Source organism: Paenibacillus rhizoplanae (genome assembly GCF_042684125.1).
Classification (GTDB): domain Bacteria; phylum Bacillota; class Bacilli; order Paenibacillales; family Paenibacillaceae; genus Paenibacillus_AQ; species Paenibacillus_AQ rhizoplanae.
Genome location: NZ_JBHUKY010000078.1, coordinates 25703 through 44036, shown reverse-complemented (window position 1 = coordinate 44036; position 18334 = coordinate 25703). Strand labels below are relative to the sequence as shown.

Below are 18334 nucleotides of genomic sequence, written 5' to 3'. Positions count from 1 at the left end.
CAACATATCGTTTGATCGTTTCGCTTGAAACGTTCCCTGCCGTACTGACCAAGTAGGCACGAGTCCAGAGGGAAGGCAAGTGGTTCAAGTGCTTACATTGTTCAAACTGAATCTCCACTTGATCGACTAGCACTTTACGTCTGTATCTTGGGCAAAAACAAAATGATAGTTAATTAATGATAAGGTAGTTTTGGTATTTCTGTAGGATTGTCAATTTTGACAGCATAAGGATGTCCCTTAAACAAAGACGATTCATCCCACCCCTAAAGGAGTGGGCTTTCTCGACCAATTTCTGTAAGCCATTATGTATTAGTAATAGAATAGCATGGAGGGCAGTTATTACGCTGTCGTAATTTATCGAAGATGAATAATTAAATTTTAGTGCCAAATTTCCGCTCCTGCGGGTGGACTAGTGATACCACTGTTCTTGAGCCATATAGAGTTTTATGTATTCAGCATTGTTCTCAAACAGTTCTTTATGCGTCCCGATTCCCACAATTTCACCATTATTCATGACGATAATCCTGTCCACCACTCTGCATAGCCCCAGTCTATGAGAAATAACCAAGGATGTTTTATTCTCTGAAATTTCCAGGAATTTCTCCAGCACTTCCGATTCGAACGTCGGGTCCATAGCAGAAGTTGGTTCGTCCAGAACAACCATTGAACTATCCCGGAACATCGTTCTGGCCAGTCCAAGCCGCTGGTTGTCTCCACCCGATAACTCAATCCCGCCAAATTCATTTCCGATAGGGGTATCCAATCCGTTTTCTCTGACAAGCTTCTCCATCCCCATTATTTTCACAACATTTAAAATAGCCTCATCGCTATCCATTTTTTGAGTCTTACTAATCGCAATATTCTCTCTGATGGTAAGTTTGTAGGTAACAAAATCCTGCCATATAGAGGAAATGAGGGAATAATAACTTGTTTTATTGATATCCTTAAGATCCGTTCCATTGTAATAAATGCTGCCGCTGCTGGATGAATACATCCCCAAGATTAATTTTGCCAGGGTGGTTTTCCCGCTCCCGTTTTTTCCGACTATTGCCAGCTTTTCTCCTTTGTGTATTTGCAGGCTCACATTTTTCAGAGCATAATCTGTACTATTCGGGTATCGAAAAGTAACATTGTCCATAGTAATTTGATTAAAAGCTCCTTTTATTTGCGCTCTGCCCTCAACCTCTTCATCCAATTCCAAGAAATCAAGATAGTCTTTCGAGAACAACAAGTGTTCTTTAAAACGGCCAAATTCCACCAGGAAAGATCTTGTCTGGTCTTGCACTATTGCAAAAGCAGCAATACACGCGCCGAACAGTCCGATCGTTATCTCATGATGGGTAACAAGTCTGTAGGCAAAAAATATGCTGGTCAAGTATCCAAGTGTCCTGAGAAAATCGCACACCAGTAAAGTCAGACTATCTTTCCTTCTGAAATCCCACTCTTGACTCAACACAGCATCACGATAATAGGTCCACTTCTCAGCCAAGTAATCGCCGCTGCCGTTAACACGCATCTCTTTTACAGCCTGCTTATTATTGAACAGACTCCAGAAATAATCCAGGGATCTCCGCTTGGGGGCCTGAAACCATTTCAAATAGTAGAATTCTTTCCCCCGGATAATTCTGGCTATTAAATAAGGAAGCACGCTAAGCAAGGAGATTGGAATAAACCATAAGCTATAGGATGCTAACAGAGTGATTACAAGAAGCACCGAGATGAAACTGGAGAACACGCTGATGGTAATCATAATTAATTGCGGAATTACCGCTCTCGTTACACAATCTTTTGCTCTATTTAACTTATTTAATATTTCAGGTGTTTCCATGCTGATAAAAGGAAGCTTCGTACACTTTTCACCTATATAAATATTAAGCTGATATCCCAGTTTCTCGTAAATCCCAATTGACACAAATAACCCGGCGATACTCTGAAGGATGGTTTTCAGGATATAAATCGCTATAAATAGCACCATGAAAAAATAGATTTTATGCAGATTTAACAAAGCCGTGTTGCTAAATTCATGAAAGATTGATGACAAAATTCTGGTTGAGACTGCGGGATATAAGAAACCGGCAGCCGAACTAACTACAATAATCAAAAGCGATCCGGGCGAAGAGTCCATTGCTATTCTAAATATTTTAGCCAGCTGCTTTAACATATGATGTCATACCATTTCGCCTGAGCTCTGAACATTTCAGCATATATTCCCTGTTTGGCGATTAACTCATCATGATTGCCCTCTTCACAGATCCGCCCATCATCTATAACAAAGATTTTGTCTGCCAATTTGGCACTTGCCAAACGATGTGAGATCATAATCGAACCTTTTTCTTGTATAACCAAAGAAAGAGATTGATAAAGTTCACTTTCTGCAACCGGGTCCAAAGAAGCTGTTGGCTCGTCTAGAATGATAAATGAAGAATCGGCGAAAAGTGCTCTGGCTATAGTAATCCGCTGCCACTCGCCTCCAGACAGGTCTATGCCGTCATCCTCAAGCTTCCCTAAAGGCGTATTCAGTCCTTTCCCGGTAAGCTTAAGGAATCCCATTGGTTCAGCCTGTCCCAAGGCCTTATCTATAGCTGCATCGTTATGGATTTTTGTAATATTCCCTAAAGCTATATTCTCCCGTACAGTTAAACTGTATTTCATGAAATCCTGGAAGACGACGCTGAAAAGAGCAGAAATCTCATGCTGACTCAAGTTTGAAAGCGCTATACCATTAATAGTGATCTCCCCCCTATCAGGTTGATAAAGCCCGCACAACAGCTTAATTAGCGTAGACTTTCCAGCACCATTTTTACCAACAATTGCAATTCTCTCATTATGTCTTATCGTCAGGGACACACCTTGCAGAATCGGTTTTTGAGAATGGGGATATGAAAAGTAGACATCATTGAAACAAATTTCAGGACTATTGAAACACCTCTCTCTTTTGAGATCAGCGCTCTCTTCACTTTCAGGCAAAGACATAAAATGCTTATAGTACTTTGTCTTCAATACATTTCGGGAGTATTCGGAATATTCCCAGGAGACCTGCTCCGATATACTGATAATCGAATTGAGAGAGCCTATTAAAGCCACAAAAAGTCCTAAAGTAATGAGTCCGTTGTACATATAATTTACTAACGTAATAATAATTAGCACTGTCCAAGCCATAACACATAAAGTATTGATAAAGATAAGTTTTTGAGATTTTACATTGGCGCCCACCCTCTCTTTATAAACTTTACTTCTGATCCCTCCCCATTGATTAACGATATATTCTACCGCACCAAATAATTTGAGTTCAGAAAGGGAGGATTTAGTAGTCAACAACCCTAACAAATATCCCAACTTCCGATCTTCGGCAGATTGTTTGTAGAAAAGGCTGTCGAGGATAGTCATAGCTCTATAGTTTAGAAAAAGCATGGGGACCGTGAATACAAAACAAAGTACTGACAACCAGACAGAAACCTTGGCAAATACCAGATTTAGTAGTACCAGTGAAAGCAGAGAACTGCCTATCTGCGTGATATTAAGAAAACTGTTTTTGATACTTTCACTAGGATTGTCGCTCATTTGAAATATAGTATCCTGCGTTTCTTGATCTTCAAAACAACTGTATTTGAGCTGCTTATACTTGTTCAATACGACCGGTGTCCAGTTTTTCAATAATAATCTATCAAAATTTATATTGAGGTAACCCTCCATCGACGTACAAAGGGAGATTGTCAAAATAGTGATAAGTAAAAGCACCAGGTTCAGACCCACGTGGTTGTAACCCGTATTGCCTTTGTATAATTCAGACACACTGTCGATTAGATCTTCGGTTAGCAACAAGCTTAACGGTGCCAAAATGGCTGACACTATTAACAAAATTATTTTGAGTAAGGCATGAGCTTTACAAAACTTTATCATGATTTTTATCGGGTCCAGGCAATATCGAAGTAATTGCAGCTTCATCACACCTTGTTTTTTGGAATTAGTTTTTTCACGTATAAATCGGTTTTTTGAAAGTGCACAAAACAAATAAGTAAACAAATGAATAATATACTTTACGTTTGTAAATATACCAAAAACATTCCCCCTCCAATTAATTCGCATCTTATCACAGCATTTTCCATCTGTAAACCGAACTTTTTGTAATAATATTGAATTTAAATAAAATTAAATGAAAATTATAAAATGTAAATTTGATAATCATCTATTTAAAATTTACAAATGAATAAATGGTTTTATCCATTTGAACAACTCACGCACTCAACTGGCTAAAACCAAAAAAGAGGAGCCTCTTAGGCCCCTCCCTGTCTTTCTCTAGGCTACTGAATCAACAGCCCAAACCCGCTCTGAATATAATACAGGCTTGGATACGCAATATTGCTGGTAGTCAGGTTATTGAAGGTAGCCGAACCGTTGCCGGTATACGTGTAGATTGCCGCTCCCTTATGGGCGCCGGAGAACCTGGACGTTGTCACTCCATCGAGACCTGTGCCGTTGATGTTGATGTTGTTGAATACGATACCCGAGAAGCCGCCACCGTATCCGAACTGGATCGCATCCCGCTGGGTGTTGATGATGTCGATGTTGGTGAAGGTTACATTCTTGATCGGATCACTCGAAGCTTCGAGATCAATCGCGCCGCGCTCCCCGTCATACAAGTCACGGCTGGTGCCGCTGTTAATAATCGTCGTATCCGAGAAAATCATCCCCGTGTTGTTGTTGAAATGCGCCCCCGGAAAGGTCGTATTCAGCCGGATACCGGAGCCGCCCACCGTGTCGATGATGTAGTTGTGATCCGCCTTGTGACCACTGCCACCGAAGATGCCGATAGCGCCGGCACGCCAGTTATTCTCAATCGTATTGTACGAAAAAGTGTTATTCACACCATCCGGTGCACCAAAGGTGTTGCTCGGCCACACGGCCAGACCATCGTCCCCGTTATTGCGCACATTGGTATTGCGGACGGTAGAGTTGCTGGTTCCCTGAGAGTAGTTGATGCCGTCCGCCAGATTGTTGCGGATACGGCTGTTCTCCACAAGCAGATTATTCGCAAAAATCGCCGGGGTCCGGGCATAATCACCCACCCACATTCCACATTCGAAATGCTCGATCCAGACATTATGAATGACTGAATTATTGCCGAAGTTATCCATCATGCCTTTGTAGATCGCGTTCTGGTTGTAGCGGGACCGCAGATTCGAGTTCATATAGACATTGCTGAAATCCAGCTTGCCCAGGATACGGAAGGAGATCCCTCCTCCGGCTGCATTGGGATTGGTAAATTGCAGGTTGGTATGCCAATAACCTGCACCCGTAACCGTAAAGTTGTTGATCATATTGCTGACCGAGCCAATCACCCACATACTGCTGAGATTGAAGGTTCCGGAAGGGATATAGAGCGATTTGCCGCCTGCGACTGCTGCTGTTACTGCACTGTTGAAAGCTGCAAGATCATCCTGCCCGTCACCTGCCACTGCACCGTAATCAGTAACCGATACGGAGTTAGCCGGGCGGGCAATTGCTGCCGGTACTGGCTCAATTTCCAGGAAGTCTACACCATACTCGAGGCTGTCCCCGTTACTCTTCTGAATACGGATCGTGTCCCCAGGCTGAAGTGGTGTATCCATCTTCCAGTGTACTTCATCGAAGCGGAACAATGGGCGTCCGGCACTCGGTGCATCACCAGGCTGGTCGCCGGAGAAGTACTGCCAGGAGTAATAGGAGGTTAACGGGATGGTTTTGGCTTTGGCGCCATTCACGTACACATCCAGCGCTCCGGTAAGGCCCATGCCGTCTGCCGAATCCGGCATCGTGAATCTCATGGTGACCCCGGCGCCGCCTTGACCCGCTCTCACTGTCCATTGTGCATAAGAGCCGTTGGACGGCAAAGCAATATAGCTCTGGCCCGAAGCCTCCGAAGCAGTTAGCATTTGATCGAAATTCGGTGCCGATTTCAGCGCCGCTGAACCGCCGCGGGTCGCATCCTGCGTGTCATACCGGCTGTAGGGTACGCTTGCTCCGCGCAGAGCGTATACGACGAGATTAACGGTTTTTACATTGTTGGCCTGCTTGGCTATAACTTCATTGGCATCTGCGGCAATCGTCGTAGTGACGGTGTAACTTCCGTTCACTGCACTCCATGTGCCCGGAACAGAGACATTCACCGAAGCCCCGGCAGCAATTGCACCGCTGTATGACCCTGTGAAGGTCTGCACTGTGGCGCCTGCCTGGTTTTTCAGTGCAACAGTGATTCCGTGTGCACCCCCGGAGGAAGCAAGATTGCCCTGATTCTTAAGATTGACAGAGAAGGTCACGCTGCTGCCTGCTGCCGGTGTATCCGGTGACCATGAGGTGGTCCCGATAAGGTCGGAGCTCGATACAGGAGCCACAACAAGCGGCGTTGAATTAGTGTAGCTGTTGTTGTTGTCATTCTGCTCAATGATCTGGTTAGCCTCATCCACCTTGGCACTCAGCGGATAGGTTCCGGCAGTTAGCATACCGGCATTCAAGGATACAGTAGCTGAAGCTCCTGCTGCCAATGCCGCTACTGGTGCAGAACCGGCCAACTCATTGTTCAGATAGAAATTAACCGTTGTAGCTGCCGCTACGGCATTGCCAATATTCTTCACCACTGCATTCAGGGTGACCGTGCTGCTCTCAACGGGAGAAGCAGGCGTCCAGCTCATGCCTGTGATGCTCAGATCCGGGTTCGCGGCCGGTGCACCATATACCTGGAATTCGGCAATCTGTCCGGCGGGCGCACCGGAGTTAGACGTAATGTTAAGCTGCAGCTGCTTAACCGTAGCTGTAACAGGAATCGTTACCGTATTGCCTGAAGCCGGATTGAATGTGTACGTCTGGGCGGATACCAGATTGCTGAAGGTTGTACTGCTCTGATTCTGTCCAAGCACCTGAATATTCTGGGTCCGTGTTGCCCATTCTGTCGCCGGATTCAGCTTCAGCACAAGGGAAGTAATGTTATGATTCGCTCCCAGATCAAGCGTCAGAGAACTAGGATTGCCGTTACCCTCCCAGTAAGTAGCCGTGTTGTTGTCGTTGGCATTACCGGCAATGAAATTCTGCGTGTTGGAGGATGCACTGATCGCCTTACCAATGGCGATGTTCCCTCCAGGGGACACCGTTGATGTGGGCACCGGTGTTGCTGTCGGTGCTGGTGTTGGTGCGGAAGTTGGTGCCACCGTAGCTGTAGGGGCCGGGGTAGTTACCGGCGTTGGCGTTGGTGTAGGGGCAGCCGTAGGTGAAGGGGCTGGCGTGGCGATCACGGCTTGCGCTACCGTAATCTGATCCAGATTGACATTCCCCGTATCCCCGGCATCATATTTGTAAGCGATGGTATTGCTGCCGGAATTGAGCGGCAGGGCTTCAGCCTTCGTGCTCCAGGTATCCCAGTTAGCCAGATTGGGCAATGTGGTCTGGCGCAGCTTGACTCCGTTCACATAGATGCTGAGGGTCTTGTCGCTGCCGCTTGCATTGGCATACTTCAGCGTAACATTCCGCGTACCTGCTGCGGACACGCTCACCGTGAAGGTGATATTCGGTCCTTGAGTCAGATAGCCGTCAACGAATCCTGTGCCGGAGTATCCGGCATGGTCCGTGTTCACTTTTGCGCCCCCGGAGAGTGTAGCGTCTTCTGCTTCATAGCTGCCTGCCGGGGCAGATGTAGCAGAGGGTGTACTTGTAGGAGCAGCCGTCGCGCTGCTGGCACCGTAGATCTCAAGCTCGGACAACTGGGCGGCAGGCCAGACGTTATTCGCACTGAACATGAGGCGGACATAACGCGTACCCGTTGCCGTGAAGTTAACCGTCACACTGTTGCCCGCAACCGATGGATCGAATACATATGCTGCTGCACCCACGATATCCGTAAAGGTGGAGCCGTTCGTGCTGCCTTGTACAGCCAGCGTCTGCGCCCGCGTCTCCCAGCTTGCCGGAAGCTTCAATACAAGCTGGTCTATACTGGTGAGCGTACCCAGATCCACTTGAATCCACCCAGGAAAAGCATCATTTGCGCTCTCCCAATACGTATTCTGATTACTGTCCTTAACGTTATCCGGCGTATAATTCTGGGATTGCCCGCTGGCGGTAATGGTTTTGTTAAGTACCAGATTCGGTCCGCCCGCTGCCGACGAACGGGTAAGCGGTCCAGCCGCCATGAATAGCGTTGAGATAAGCAGCGTAACTACAAGCGACCATGTAACATACTTGTTGCGCATTCTATTCCTCCTTAATCTGATGTGGAACGACACACAGTTTTATTCATAGCCTTACAATGATAGCGATTACAATTATTGAGATCCCTATCCCACCCTCCCCTCGCTGCAATACACACTCATTATAGGTTTAATGCAGAGAACACTTTAAGAGCTATTTCTACGGAAAAGATAGGTGATTCTATGAAACTGATCATTGAGATTAGACAAGCATAAAAAAAGATCAACTATGGCAGTATCTGACCATAATTGACCTGTACTATTGAACATAAGAGCGTTATTAGCGTGATTGCTTGAATGATGGATTTATTCGTCACTGGGTAGTGTCTATTTCATTTACCGCCCCATCCATATCACAGAATGAAAATAGCCACAATAAGGGCCATTAGCTCGTATTGTAATGTTGTGAATACCAAATTGAGATATTGTGCCTGATTAAAAATTCAGGCTTAAGCTTCAAGCTAAGGAATTTAAAACCACTTGTATGCGCTGTGCCAAGTTTTCTTTCTCAACATCAGATAGTTGTTCACCTTGAATACTGTTTACTGTAAAACCCTTTAAATCTTCTATAAAACTGATGCCCTTTATTTGTTGCGTTAAATCATGTCGCACTAAATTTTCAGCTAATGTTGTATACACTACAATTTTTTCACTTACTGTATTTTTGCAATCACGCTCAAAACGGTTGATCACTTTTTCAACGACCTCTTTTTCATCTCTATCCTTAAAGTTGATTTCACTAAAAAACTTATTAACTTCGTCTGTTAATTCTTCGTAGTACCAACATACTCTGGGATAAAAGTCTGATGGCATTTTTTCTAATTGTATAAGTACTTGTTTCTTACGAAAGAAGAAATCATCGTGTTGCTCCTGTGTAAGTTTATGTTCCTGTTCAATTAAATTATTATTTATATTTGATAACGTTTCTACCATATAATTCTTAAATGTATTGGACGCTTTGGAATGTGAAGCTAAAATTTCAGCAATTATTACACTTATGACCAATTTATCTGTCTCGCTTTTTTTCATTAACATATCATACTCATTAAATGTTCGTGCAATAGCCTCCTTTCTACTCACTTTTTCATCGTTTATATATTCATTATAAGTATCATTTATATATTCTGAATATTCACTACAGCTATAAATCATGTATACAACCTCCTAATTTTACTATTTGAAGTTTAAGGTGAGATGGGTGTATCGCCATTATGCAGTACTTCAACTTTAATATTGGGAAAGTCTTTTTGAAATTGCTGAATGATATTATTGCAACTACCACATGTATCCTTTTCAGTGAACAGTCTAATTGTTCCTGCTGCATCTTTATTATCGCCTAGTTTACTAGCAACATCATTTAGTATTTTATACTCTGTATCTCCATCCCTCAGATAAATGTTCCCTGCATTATCAGGCGCTTCGGTCGCCTTATATATCGGATCACTGGGCTTGAATGAAAACTCCCCTGTCCCTGAAATTCCTTTTGATGCGTCATGAACACCACTATGTGCAAAGAAATCTGTTTTATTTACACCTGCAACGTTCACTTCTGCATATGCAAAATTACCACTATTTTTATATTTATTAGATAATCCGCTTCTTGCTTCAGCCACTTTATCAATTATATGTTTATCAGCTTCTGGATCAATCAATTTGGTTGGGAATGTACCTTTACCCGTCCCCTCCAGCCCATCCATATACCGCTGCTGCACCGGCGTCTTCGGCAAGGCTGGAGTATCGGTGATCTCTCCTATCTTGAAAACAAACCCTTCCGGTGTCTGCACCACCGGACCCAGATTCGGGAGCTTCTGCTTGATCCCTTGCAGGGCATCCTTCGCCGCTTGGCTGACGACGTCTTCTACCTCACCCAGCACTTTCGCTGCTTTACCTGTTTTGGTGATTTGTAGTCCGGGGACGAGGATGGAGGCAACCGAACCCAGCATCGCAGCTTTCTCTTCAGGTGTGCCTTCGTCAAACTGACGATACGCCATCTTCGCCGCTTCCACTAGCACTTCTGGATGGTCAATCAGATATTTCGCCTGATTCTTCATTTCTGTGGTAGTCTTGACCGGGTCTACAACAAGTTTGAAGACAAAAGTAGCCGTATCTGCCACGCCCATGACGACCTCTTTCACCAATCCTTCGGTAAACGCCAGCACCACCGCGTCCGCCTGATGAACCCGACTCTCCCATTTCGTAAGCCCGTAAGTCTGATCCAGCCACCCCAGATAACTTGTGTACATCGGGGTAAGATATTCATTTGGCACATAGACTTTCGCTTGATAAAAGTCCAACGTGGTTTCATTTTCCTTGTTGTCTGCGGTAATTGGCGTGCCATCCGGCAGGGTAAGCGGCGGCCCGTTCAATCGTTGCTGCGCTTCAATCTGCTCTTGAACCTGTTTAAGAGCCGCTGCGAGCTGAATTTCCTGCCGCTTCGCCGCAAGCTGACCCCGCGCGTACGCTCCAGCAGCGGTCTTCTCCATCGCCAGCCGCAGGAGCAGTAAATATTCTTCGTTATGTAGTAAGGGGACCTTGTCCGCCGTAATTGACGGATCATACTCACAGGCGTTAACCGCTGGTTGCTTATAATGGGCGCTTAGATCCTTACCTTCTTCATAGTAGATCTTGGCTACGCCTAGAGAAGCCAGTTTCTGCCGGGCCTCTGTCGCCTGTGCATGAACTGCCTCCATCTGCGACTGGTTTCCAAACGCCTGATACACTTTGAAGGCCAACTGTGCCTTGGCGATCTGATTCCGCGCCGCGAAGATATCGTTCAGCTTACTTTGTGCAGCTATACTCTCTACGGTCAGCAGGCCTGAGGTCTGAATGACATTCCTGAGCTGCTGCACCACCGGGTCCCTGCTGAGTTCATCTTTTCCTGATAGAGCCGCAATCGAAGTGATGAGATTCGTCGCACTTCGCTGCACAAATTCAGGGATGGAGACCCGTCCGGCGGCTGGTTGCAGCCCCAAGCTTCCGAAAGCCGCGAGCAACAGATTAAATTGGCCTGTCAGCTTGTCCGCCTGCCGTTTATTCTCTTCCTGTAGCTCCGAGACGCCTCTCAGGGCGACCCGGATGATATCCTCTAATTTCTCCGCTTCAACGGTTAATTCATTGATCAGAACCTGGGCCCTGACCATATGGTCGCCCATGGGAATACCGCCCCAGCTACTGGACTGGCCCTTCAATTGAAGATATAACCGATTGGTGTCCTGGCTCACCTGGCCAATCTTCGATTGCAGGCGCCTGACTTCATCTTCGTTAAATACAAGCTTCGTGGAAGACACTATGACCCCTGCTTCCTTCTCCAGAATGGATTCCAATGTACAATTTTAGGATTCAAAATATACCCATTAATGATATACATATCCCTTTATCATCGGATTTATTTTCCATTAAGTTTATAGAAGTGAATTCTTCATTGTGTCCATATTTCCACAGGAAATCAGTTATGTAAGTCCCGGATATACCATGCATCGCAGGCATAATGCTCGGAACCGGCCAGCGGGCCATCCAGCGGGCTGAATCCGTGCTTGACATAGAAACGGCCGGCGGCATGCATCGTCAGCAGCGTCTCCAGGTAACACTTACGGTAATGCTGCTTAGCGAATGCAAGCGCCGTATCCAACAGCTCTGCTGCAACGCCTTGGCCGCGGATGGCTGCGGACAGGTACATTTTCTGCAATTCACAGATCTGTCGTGCTTCGTCAAAAGCTGCAATCCCGCAGCCGCCGAGCACCTGCCCATCCACTTCTATAATCCAGTAAGCCCGGTTCGCCGTGCTATTATAATAGGTATATAAGTCATGCAGGCTGTCATCTGCCCAGGCCAAGCCTTCGCGGTTACCGCCGAATTCAATCAGGCACTCCCGGATAATCCCCTCAATGGCCGCATTATCCCTGCGCTCAATGGGACGGATGGTAATCATTATAGTTGTCCTCCTTTTACCCTCTATCTGCTTGGTTTCCTGCTTCGATGTACAGTTAACCTATCATATCATTTCCCTCTGATCGCTGTCACAATGATAAGTACTGCTCAGAGCAGTGATAGAAATCTTGTAAAATGCAACTTGTGTATCTATACTTCAAGAGTAAATACATTACATTTTATTCAATAAAATAGTTGGAGGATACATGAAATTCAAATGGAGAAACCTAATCTTTTTTTGTTTATTATTACTGTTAGTAGGATGTAAGGATAGAGAAGCTATCACCCAAAAAGAAATTGATCAATTTATTAACAGTAAGAACCTCGAACATGTGTCGATACAGAAATTAGATAACAATGAATATTATATTTTCAGCTCACCATATGTTTATATTTATCGAAGTTCCTCTGATTATGTTAAATCAACTGGATTAATTAAAGAAGGGATTGTCATCGGTGGTCTAGAGAAGGATTCAATAGGACTGATAATAAATAATTTACAAGTCTTGAGAGATGCTAAGACCTATGTAGTACTTATAGATGGCAAAACAAGAGAGTATCAATACGGAGGAGAGAAATATCTAATCATCAAGGATAATAGAATATGGAATCCTACTGCTCAACTAAAAATCACTTTCTTAAGTATTGAAAACAAAAAAATATTTGAAACTGATTATTAAAAATTAGACATAGCTTGGTTTGTTAAATTAACGGGAAATCCTAAACCCGGCACATCCTTTTTGGTGGCTTATGGTCAAACCACACATCCGGCATATTCTTCCTAGACTTTCTCCTTAAGCCCCTTCCTGCTATACTAAAATTCGCGTGACAGCTCACATACTACCAACTATATGACCACATAGCTTCTGGGCAGCGTAACTGTAGGCAATTTAAGGAGTGAGACAGATGAACAAGCTGGTGTTTTTCCTCGGACCCGGAGGGGCGGGCAAGACCACATTAGCTAAGGCTGTTGCAGCCCGGCGTCCGGCGGCAGTGTTCGATATGGATATTCTGCTGCGTCCGGCAGCAACCGCGATCATGACTATGCATGGGCTTGACCCTGATGATAGAGATTCCGATGAGTATAAAAGACTATGCCGCGACCTCGGCTACCGCATTACCATGGATGCAGCGCTCGATAATATCGGTCTATCCAGCGATATCTACGTGGTAGGTCCCTTTACCAAAGAAGCGGCCGATCCGGAGTGGATCGGCCGCGAACTGGCGCGCATCGGGCGCACGCTAGAGGAAGTTGAGGTCAAGGTAGTCCTGGTAGGACTTGCGGATGCAGCCATGTTCCGTGAACGGCTTGAAGGCAGACATTCCGCGCTCGACGCCTGGAAGTTCGCCCATTGGGAGAACTTCAGCGCTTCTCTAGGCCCCCGCACCGTAGCCTGGCCGCTTCCGCCTGCACAGGTGGCGAAGATCGACAATTCCCATCCCGACCGGAATGTCGCGGTAGCGGCGGTGGAGGCTTTTATTTATGGTGAGGAAGCTACTGTTTAACCGCATGAACATAATGAATCGTCTCAAAAGCGCTTAGCGCATCATTCCGGCCGCTAAAAAACCTCTCGTTGATCTCTGCCGGAGACAGGTGCTCGTAGACCAGCAGCCCGGCTCCGGCCAGCAGCTCCTCTATCTCCGAATAGCTGAACCAGGATTGCATGGGTTCGCCGCTGGCAGCAGCCATTTGCACCATTTTGGCCACCCGGCCGGACACGCCCTGCTCTTCCATTAGATACTCATCTGCATAATCCAGAACGATAGAGCTTCCTGAGGGAACCTTTGCGAGCAACTCCATAATCAGGCGGGTATTCTCCTCCTTGGTAAGATAGTAGGATACCCCCAGCAGGCTGAACAAGGTCTTGGCCTCGGGATCGAATCCCTGCGTAAGCAAACTGGAATACGAGAATTCGCCCGTGAAGTCCATAGGGACGAGATGAAGATTGCTGGGAACCGCAAGCTGTGCGTCCCTGAGCCTCTGCTGCTTGGATGCCTGGGTAGCAGGAGCATCGACTTCAAAAATCGTGAGCCGCTCCATAAGCGTAGGATAACGGTAGGCAAAGCTGTCCAGCCCCGCCCCAAGAATCACATACTGCTTCAGCCCGAGACTCAGCTCATGCAGCACAATAGCCTCACAGTAGGCAGCACGTGCCAGCGGTGTGGGGGATAACTGAACCTGGACAATCCATCTCAAGATGGCTTCAGGATCATCCAGGTACCTCTCCGCGATCTCGGGATTGAAGAAAGCAATCCCCTGGACCATATTCCTGCGGATATCCGCGAATTCCTGCGGTGATATCAGCTTTTGTGCCACATCATCATTGAAGATCTTGGGACTGTCATACTGACTGTGATAAGCACGGCCAAAAGCGGCCACTAGGGCAGTCATGCTGGACTTGTTCTGCTTCATTGGTGGTTCCTCCATACAAAAATAAGATTCCCCTGGCCAGGAGAACCTTATTATATACACAAACTATTAATATGTAAATTATAGCATATATAATATTTTTTGTCAATGACAGATGTTACAATATTCCCTGTTCATTCCTGATCTAACGAGCCCATTAGCTGGAAAAAGAATTCGGTCTCCTGTTTCTTATTAAGACTATACCATGCATCCAAAGTAGCTGGAGCAAATACCTCTAAGACCCTCAGCACTTCCCTCGCGAACTCCAGCGGAGCGATACCCGATGCCGTGACCAGCTTCCCGCTGACAGCTACAGGCCCATCCTCATGATAAGCTTCCCCTTTATAACCGGGGCTGACCATTTTCAGGTAATCCAGGTTGTTGCTTGTATGCGGGACAGCATCCAGATACCCCTTATCCGCCAGCGCCGCCGTCGCCCCGCAGATAGCAGCAACGGCAACACCGAGCTTGAGCGCTTCGTGAGCCCTATCCAAGACCGGCTGGTTCTCCGCCTCTCCCCACGTATTCCCTCCAGGCAAAATCAAAAGATCGCCGCTGGCCAGTCTGCACTCATCCAGGGTGAGATCCGGCAGTACCGTCAGTCCGCCCATAGTTGTAACCTTTTCTTTGGTGGCGGATACTGTGATGACTTTTAAAGGGGCTGTCCCCTTTTTGAAGTATCTTCCTGTGTTCAGTTCAGCGGCCAAATACCCGTATTCCCAGTCTGACATCGTATTGAATACATATAGATAAGCTTGTCTGTCGTGCATAATTCAACTCTCCCATCACTATTTGATATAGCCTATTATAGTAAAACTTCCCTGACAGATGGTGTCAGGGAAGTTGGGGAGAATGGGAAGAATCTACGTTAGCACTTGGGTGGACGCTCCGCAAACAGAACGTTGTTCCCATCGCTGTTGTGTCCAGATTTTTTTTCATCCCCCTTAGCGGTGAAAATCCGGACACAAAGGCGAACGCTTCGCTTGTACACAATCGTTCTGCCCGCTCTGCTGTTTAAGCGCGAACTGAAGAACAACCGGGGCTTCGGGAGATTCTGCAAAGGGCTATCGCCGCCATAGAAAATCACTTTTGAGACAGCCCCCTTCCCGTTAACTCAGCTAGGCTCTGCTCTAAGATAAGCCCCTGCTTCTCTGAAGCTTGCGATCTCCCCGCTGCCGACAGCGGCACAAAGTGCCGCCCCTACCGCCGCTTCTTCAGCATGCTCACCAAGTTCAAGAGGCAGTCCGAAGGCTGCTTCGGCCTTGGCGCACAGCACCGGATTACTCCGCAGCGCATTGCCTGAGCCTATAAGGCGGCTGAATGTGCCCGCGCCCTGCTGTTCAGGCTCTGCCAGGAAGCTGTGCAATTCATCTACCATCCCTTGCAGAAAAGCATGGGCCAGCCCGCCGGGAGTAAAATTCTCCAGCGTGATTCCCTCCACACTGCCGCGCTTCTCCGGGTCTGTCCTCGTCCCCAGAAACTGTGTGTTCACCATAAGTCCAGTGATGCCGCTTCCCGGCACCTCTTCACTGAGCAGCCTGGACATCAGGGAATAGACATCTGTCGGCGCTTCTCCGGTGTATGCGGTAATCAGCTGCCGGAAGAATCCCTCCAGCAGGGCATAAGACTTGCCGCCGCTCAGAGCGGCTCCCACCATCAGCACTCCGCCGCCTGGGAACGGGCGTACCTCCATAGTGGAAGGAGCGTTGGCGCAGTCAGGCACCCAGGCCGAGAGCTGGCTCCCTGTGCCGATGTTCAGCAGCAGGGATTCTCCGGGCTGCGGTACACTGCCCAGGAAGCTGGCCTGATTATCTCCGAGCGAAGTGTATACGGGAATGCCTTGTGCCGTGCTACCGATTGCCGTCCCGGAGGGTACGACCTTCGGCAATAACGAACAATCGATGCCGGCCATACTAATCGGGGTTCTATCGAAATCCCCTGTCCCCAGACTGAAGCCCCCGATCCCCGCTGCCTGCGTTGCATCGATCAGGGGAATATCACCGTTCGCCAGCCTCATCGCAATATAGTCCGCAATCGTGCAGAAGCCGACTGCTCCTTCCGGGACAAGCTGCCCGGACACATTATAGTAATGGGTGGCGAGTCCATAGCCGGGAGCTACAGTGTACCCGGTAAGGTTACTGAACTGCTGCGCATAGGTAGGACTGTCCATCCCTCCGGTGAGCTGTCCCGCCCGTCCATCCTGCCAGGTATGCAGCGGACCTATAGCTCTCCCGCTTGTATCCAAATAGACAATGCCATGCATCTGCCCGGTTAAACCAATTCCCGTTACTTCCGGCTGGTGCGCCAGCAGACGTTCAAGTATATGTTCCACCTGCTTCACAATCAATTCCGGGTCCTGCAGCCGCTCCCATTCCTGATTCAGGCTGAAAGGCAGGCTCGCTTGTGCTTCTGTAATACTATACAGAATCGTACGTTTCTCCAGATCGTAGAGCAGCCCGGAGATGGATGTGGTTCCGATATCTAGTCCGGCCGTAATCATAGGCTCCATCCTCTTCCCTGTTGTATAGCCCATATGTTAAGCCTTGGCGAAGGACAGCGTCAACCAGGCGCATAAAACACTAGGAAGCAAAAGATACTAGACCAGAGAAAAATAACTATACACGGAGGTACATATATGAGACTTCACAACAAAGTAGCAGTAGTGACCGGAGCGGCATCCGGGATGGGGAAGGCGATTGCCGTCCTGTATGCGAAGGAAGGGGCCAAGGTCGTAGTGGCGGATATTCATCTGGAGGCTGCGGAGACGGTGGCCGGTGACATTAAAGCTGGCGGCGGGGAAGCCCTAGCGGTACAAGCGAATGTTGCAGATGAGTCTGATATCCAGAATCTGATCGATAGTACAGTCAACACTTACGGCACAGTAGATATTCTGGTGAATAATGCGGGGATCATGGATAATTTTGAACCGGCGGGTGATGTTGAGGATGAGAGCTGGGAGCGGGTTCTCGCTGTCAATACAACTTCGGTGATGCGTGCTACGCGCAAGGTACTGCCTATTTTCCTGGAAAAACAACAGGGTGTTATCATTAATCAACCATGACCCATATCAATCCATTTGGCATGGAACGTACACAGCCGGGTATGGCGCTTAATCCACGGATGGGCCAGCCCGCTGAAATCGCACAGCTCGCCTTGTTCCTGGCTTCAGAGGAAGCAGGCTTTGTGAATGGGACTGTCATTACCGCAGACGGCGGATGGACTGCTTATTAGCAAAGGCCATCCCCTGCATGCTGCGGGAAGATGGCCTCCTTGCTTATACTGCCTTCATCTGTTTCAGTTCCGTGCATCCTGCACCCTGATATTGCTCCCGAACAAGGTGGAATCACTCGTCAGCTTGTAGGCCGGATATCCAGCCTCTGCTTCGAGGCGCATAACGTCATCGAACAGCAATTCCTGCTGGCGGTCACAGAGGAAGGTGAACGGCTCGGTCTGAAACACAATATCGGTCGGCGAAGGCTCGCTGACTACCCGGATGACCAGTATGCCATTACAGCCGCAGTCCTCCGTATCGTAGAACATTTTGAATTGCCCGGGCTTCCCGGCCAGACTCTGCTCCAGCCGTTCGCGGGTGGTTGCATTAAGCTCAATCTGCATCTGTAATTTCTCCTTTCAGGACAACCTGCCCGGTATGCTGTATCTGTAGGCGACAAGTATAGTCCCTAATCTGCGCAGACTCGTGTGACAGCAGTCACTGTGAATGTGAAAATATGACTTTCAGCGCAGCATGCCACATAAGCGATGAAATCTCCTTCCTGAATATAAC

Annotated in this window: 12 protein-coding genes and 2 pseudogenes; 3 read left to right on the top strand and 11 right to left on the bottom strand. The window is 47.3% G+C overall.

Going from position 1 to position 18334, the window contains the following annotated elements; all coding sequences use genetic code 11:
• The 7 genes and pseudogenes from ACFSX3_RS28790 to ACFSX3_RS28760 form a co-directional block, all read right to left on the bottom strand.
• A pseudogene (locus ACFSX3_RS28790) lies at positions 1-174 on the bottom strand (transposase); the annotation flags it as partial.
• Positions 175-409: 235 nt separating this feature from the next.
• Positions 410-2161, bottom strand: a complete 1752-nt coding sequence (locus ACFSX3_RS28785; protein ID WP_209990363.1) for an ABC transporter ATP-binding protein — start codon at positions 2159-2161, stop codon at positions 410-412.
• The gene (locus ACFSX3_RS28780; RefSeq protein WP_209990361.1) at positions 2155-3945 is read right to left on the bottom strand and encodes an ABC transporter ATP-binding protein; all 1791 of its coding nucleotides are present in this window, start codon (positions 3943-3945) and stop codon (positions 2155-2157) included. The genes ACFSX3_RS28785 and ACFSX3_RS28780 overlap by 7 nt, the downstream gene beginning before the upstream one ends.
• Before the next feature lie 356 nt (positions 3946-4301).
• Positions 4302-8216: a discoidin domain-containing protein gene (locus tag ACFSX3_RS28775; RefSeq protein WP_209990358.1), complete on the bottom strand. Its 3915-nt coding sequence runs from the start codon at positions 8214-8216 to the stop codon at positions 4302-4304.
• 453 nt (positions 8217-8669) lie between these two features.
• A complete protein-coding gene (locus ACFSX3_RS28770; RefSeq protein ID WP_209990356.1) occupies positions 8670-9365 on the bottom strand; it encodes an Imm3 family immunity protein in 696 nt (231 codons plus the stop codon).
• Between the two features lie 32 nt (positions 9366-9397).
• The gene (locus tag ACFSX3_RS28765) at positions 9398-11500 is read right to left on the bottom strand and encodes a deaminase domain-containing protein (RefSeq protein WP_379313582.1); all 2103 of its coding nucleotides are present in this window, start codon (positions 11498-11500) and stop codon (positions 9398-9400) included.
• A 158-nt stretch (positions 11501-11658) separates the two neighbouring features.
• Positions 11659-12141 (bottom strand): GNAT family N-acetyltransferase, encoded by a 483-nt coding sequence (locus tag ACFSX3_RS28760; RefSeq protein WP_379256613.1) that lies wholly within the window; start codon positions 12139-12141, stop codon positions 11659-11661.
• A gap of 205 nt (positions 12142-12346) precedes the next feature.
• On the opposite strand from ACFSX3_RS28760, the gene ACFSX3_RS28755 reads away from it, so the two are divergent.
• Complete coding sequence (locus ACFSX3_RS28755; RefSeq protein WP_209990352.1) at positions 12347-12820, top strand: hypothetical protein; 474 nt, start codon at positions 12347-12349, stop codon at positions 12818-12820.
• A gap of 226 nt (positions 12821-13046) precedes the next feature.
• The gene (locus ACFSX3_RS28750; protein WP_209990349.1) at positions 13047-13646 is read left to right on the top strand and encodes an AAA family ATPase; all 600 of its coding nucleotides are present in this window, start codon (positions 13047-13049) and stop codon (positions 13644-13646) included.
• Here ACFSX3_RS28750 and ACFSX3_RS28745 read toward each other — a convergent pair.
• From ACFSX3_RS28745 to ACFSX3_RS28735, 3 genes are all read right to left on the bottom strand, one after another.
• Positions 13636-14553, bottom strand: coding sequence for a class I SAM-dependent methyltransferase (locus tag ACFSX3_RS28745; RefSeq protein ID WP_209990346.1), 918 nt, complete (start codon positions 14551-14553; stop codon positions 13636-13638). The genes ACFSX3_RS28750 and ACFSX3_RS28745 overlap by 11 nt on opposite strands.
• Positions 14554-14684: 131 nt before the next feature.
• Positions 14685-15320 carry a type 1 glutamine amidotransferase family protein gene (locus ACFSX3_RS28740; RefSeq protein WP_209990343.1) on the bottom strand — a complete coding sequence of 212 codons (636 nt, stop codon included), beginning with the start codon at positions 15318-15320 and terminating at the stop codon, positions 14685-14687.
• A gap of 344 nt (positions 15321-15664) precedes the next feature.
• The gene (locus ACFSX3_RS28735) at positions 15665-17050 is read right to left on the bottom strand and encodes a sedoheptulokinase (RefSeq protein ID WP_209990340.1); all 1386 of its coding nucleotides are present in this window, start codon (positions 17048-17050) and stop codon (positions 15665-15667) included.
• A gap of 135 nt (positions 17051-17185) precedes the next feature.
• Here ACFSX3_RS28735 and ACFSX3_RS28730 point away from each other — a divergent pair.
• Positions 17186-17781: pseudogene (locus ACFSX3_RS28730) on the top strand (SDR family oxidoreductase).
• A gap of 63 nt (positions 17782-17844) precedes the next feature.
• On the opposite strand, the gene ACFSX3_RS28725 reads toward ACFSX3_RS28730, so the two are convergent.
• Positions 17845-18165: an iron-sulfur cluster biosynthesis family protein gene (locus ACFSX3_RS28725; RefSeq protein ID WP_209990338.1), complete on the bottom strand. Its 321-nt coding sequence runs from the start codon at positions 18163-18165 to the stop codon at positions 17845-17847.
• Positions 18166-18334: the final 169 nt, after the last annotated feature.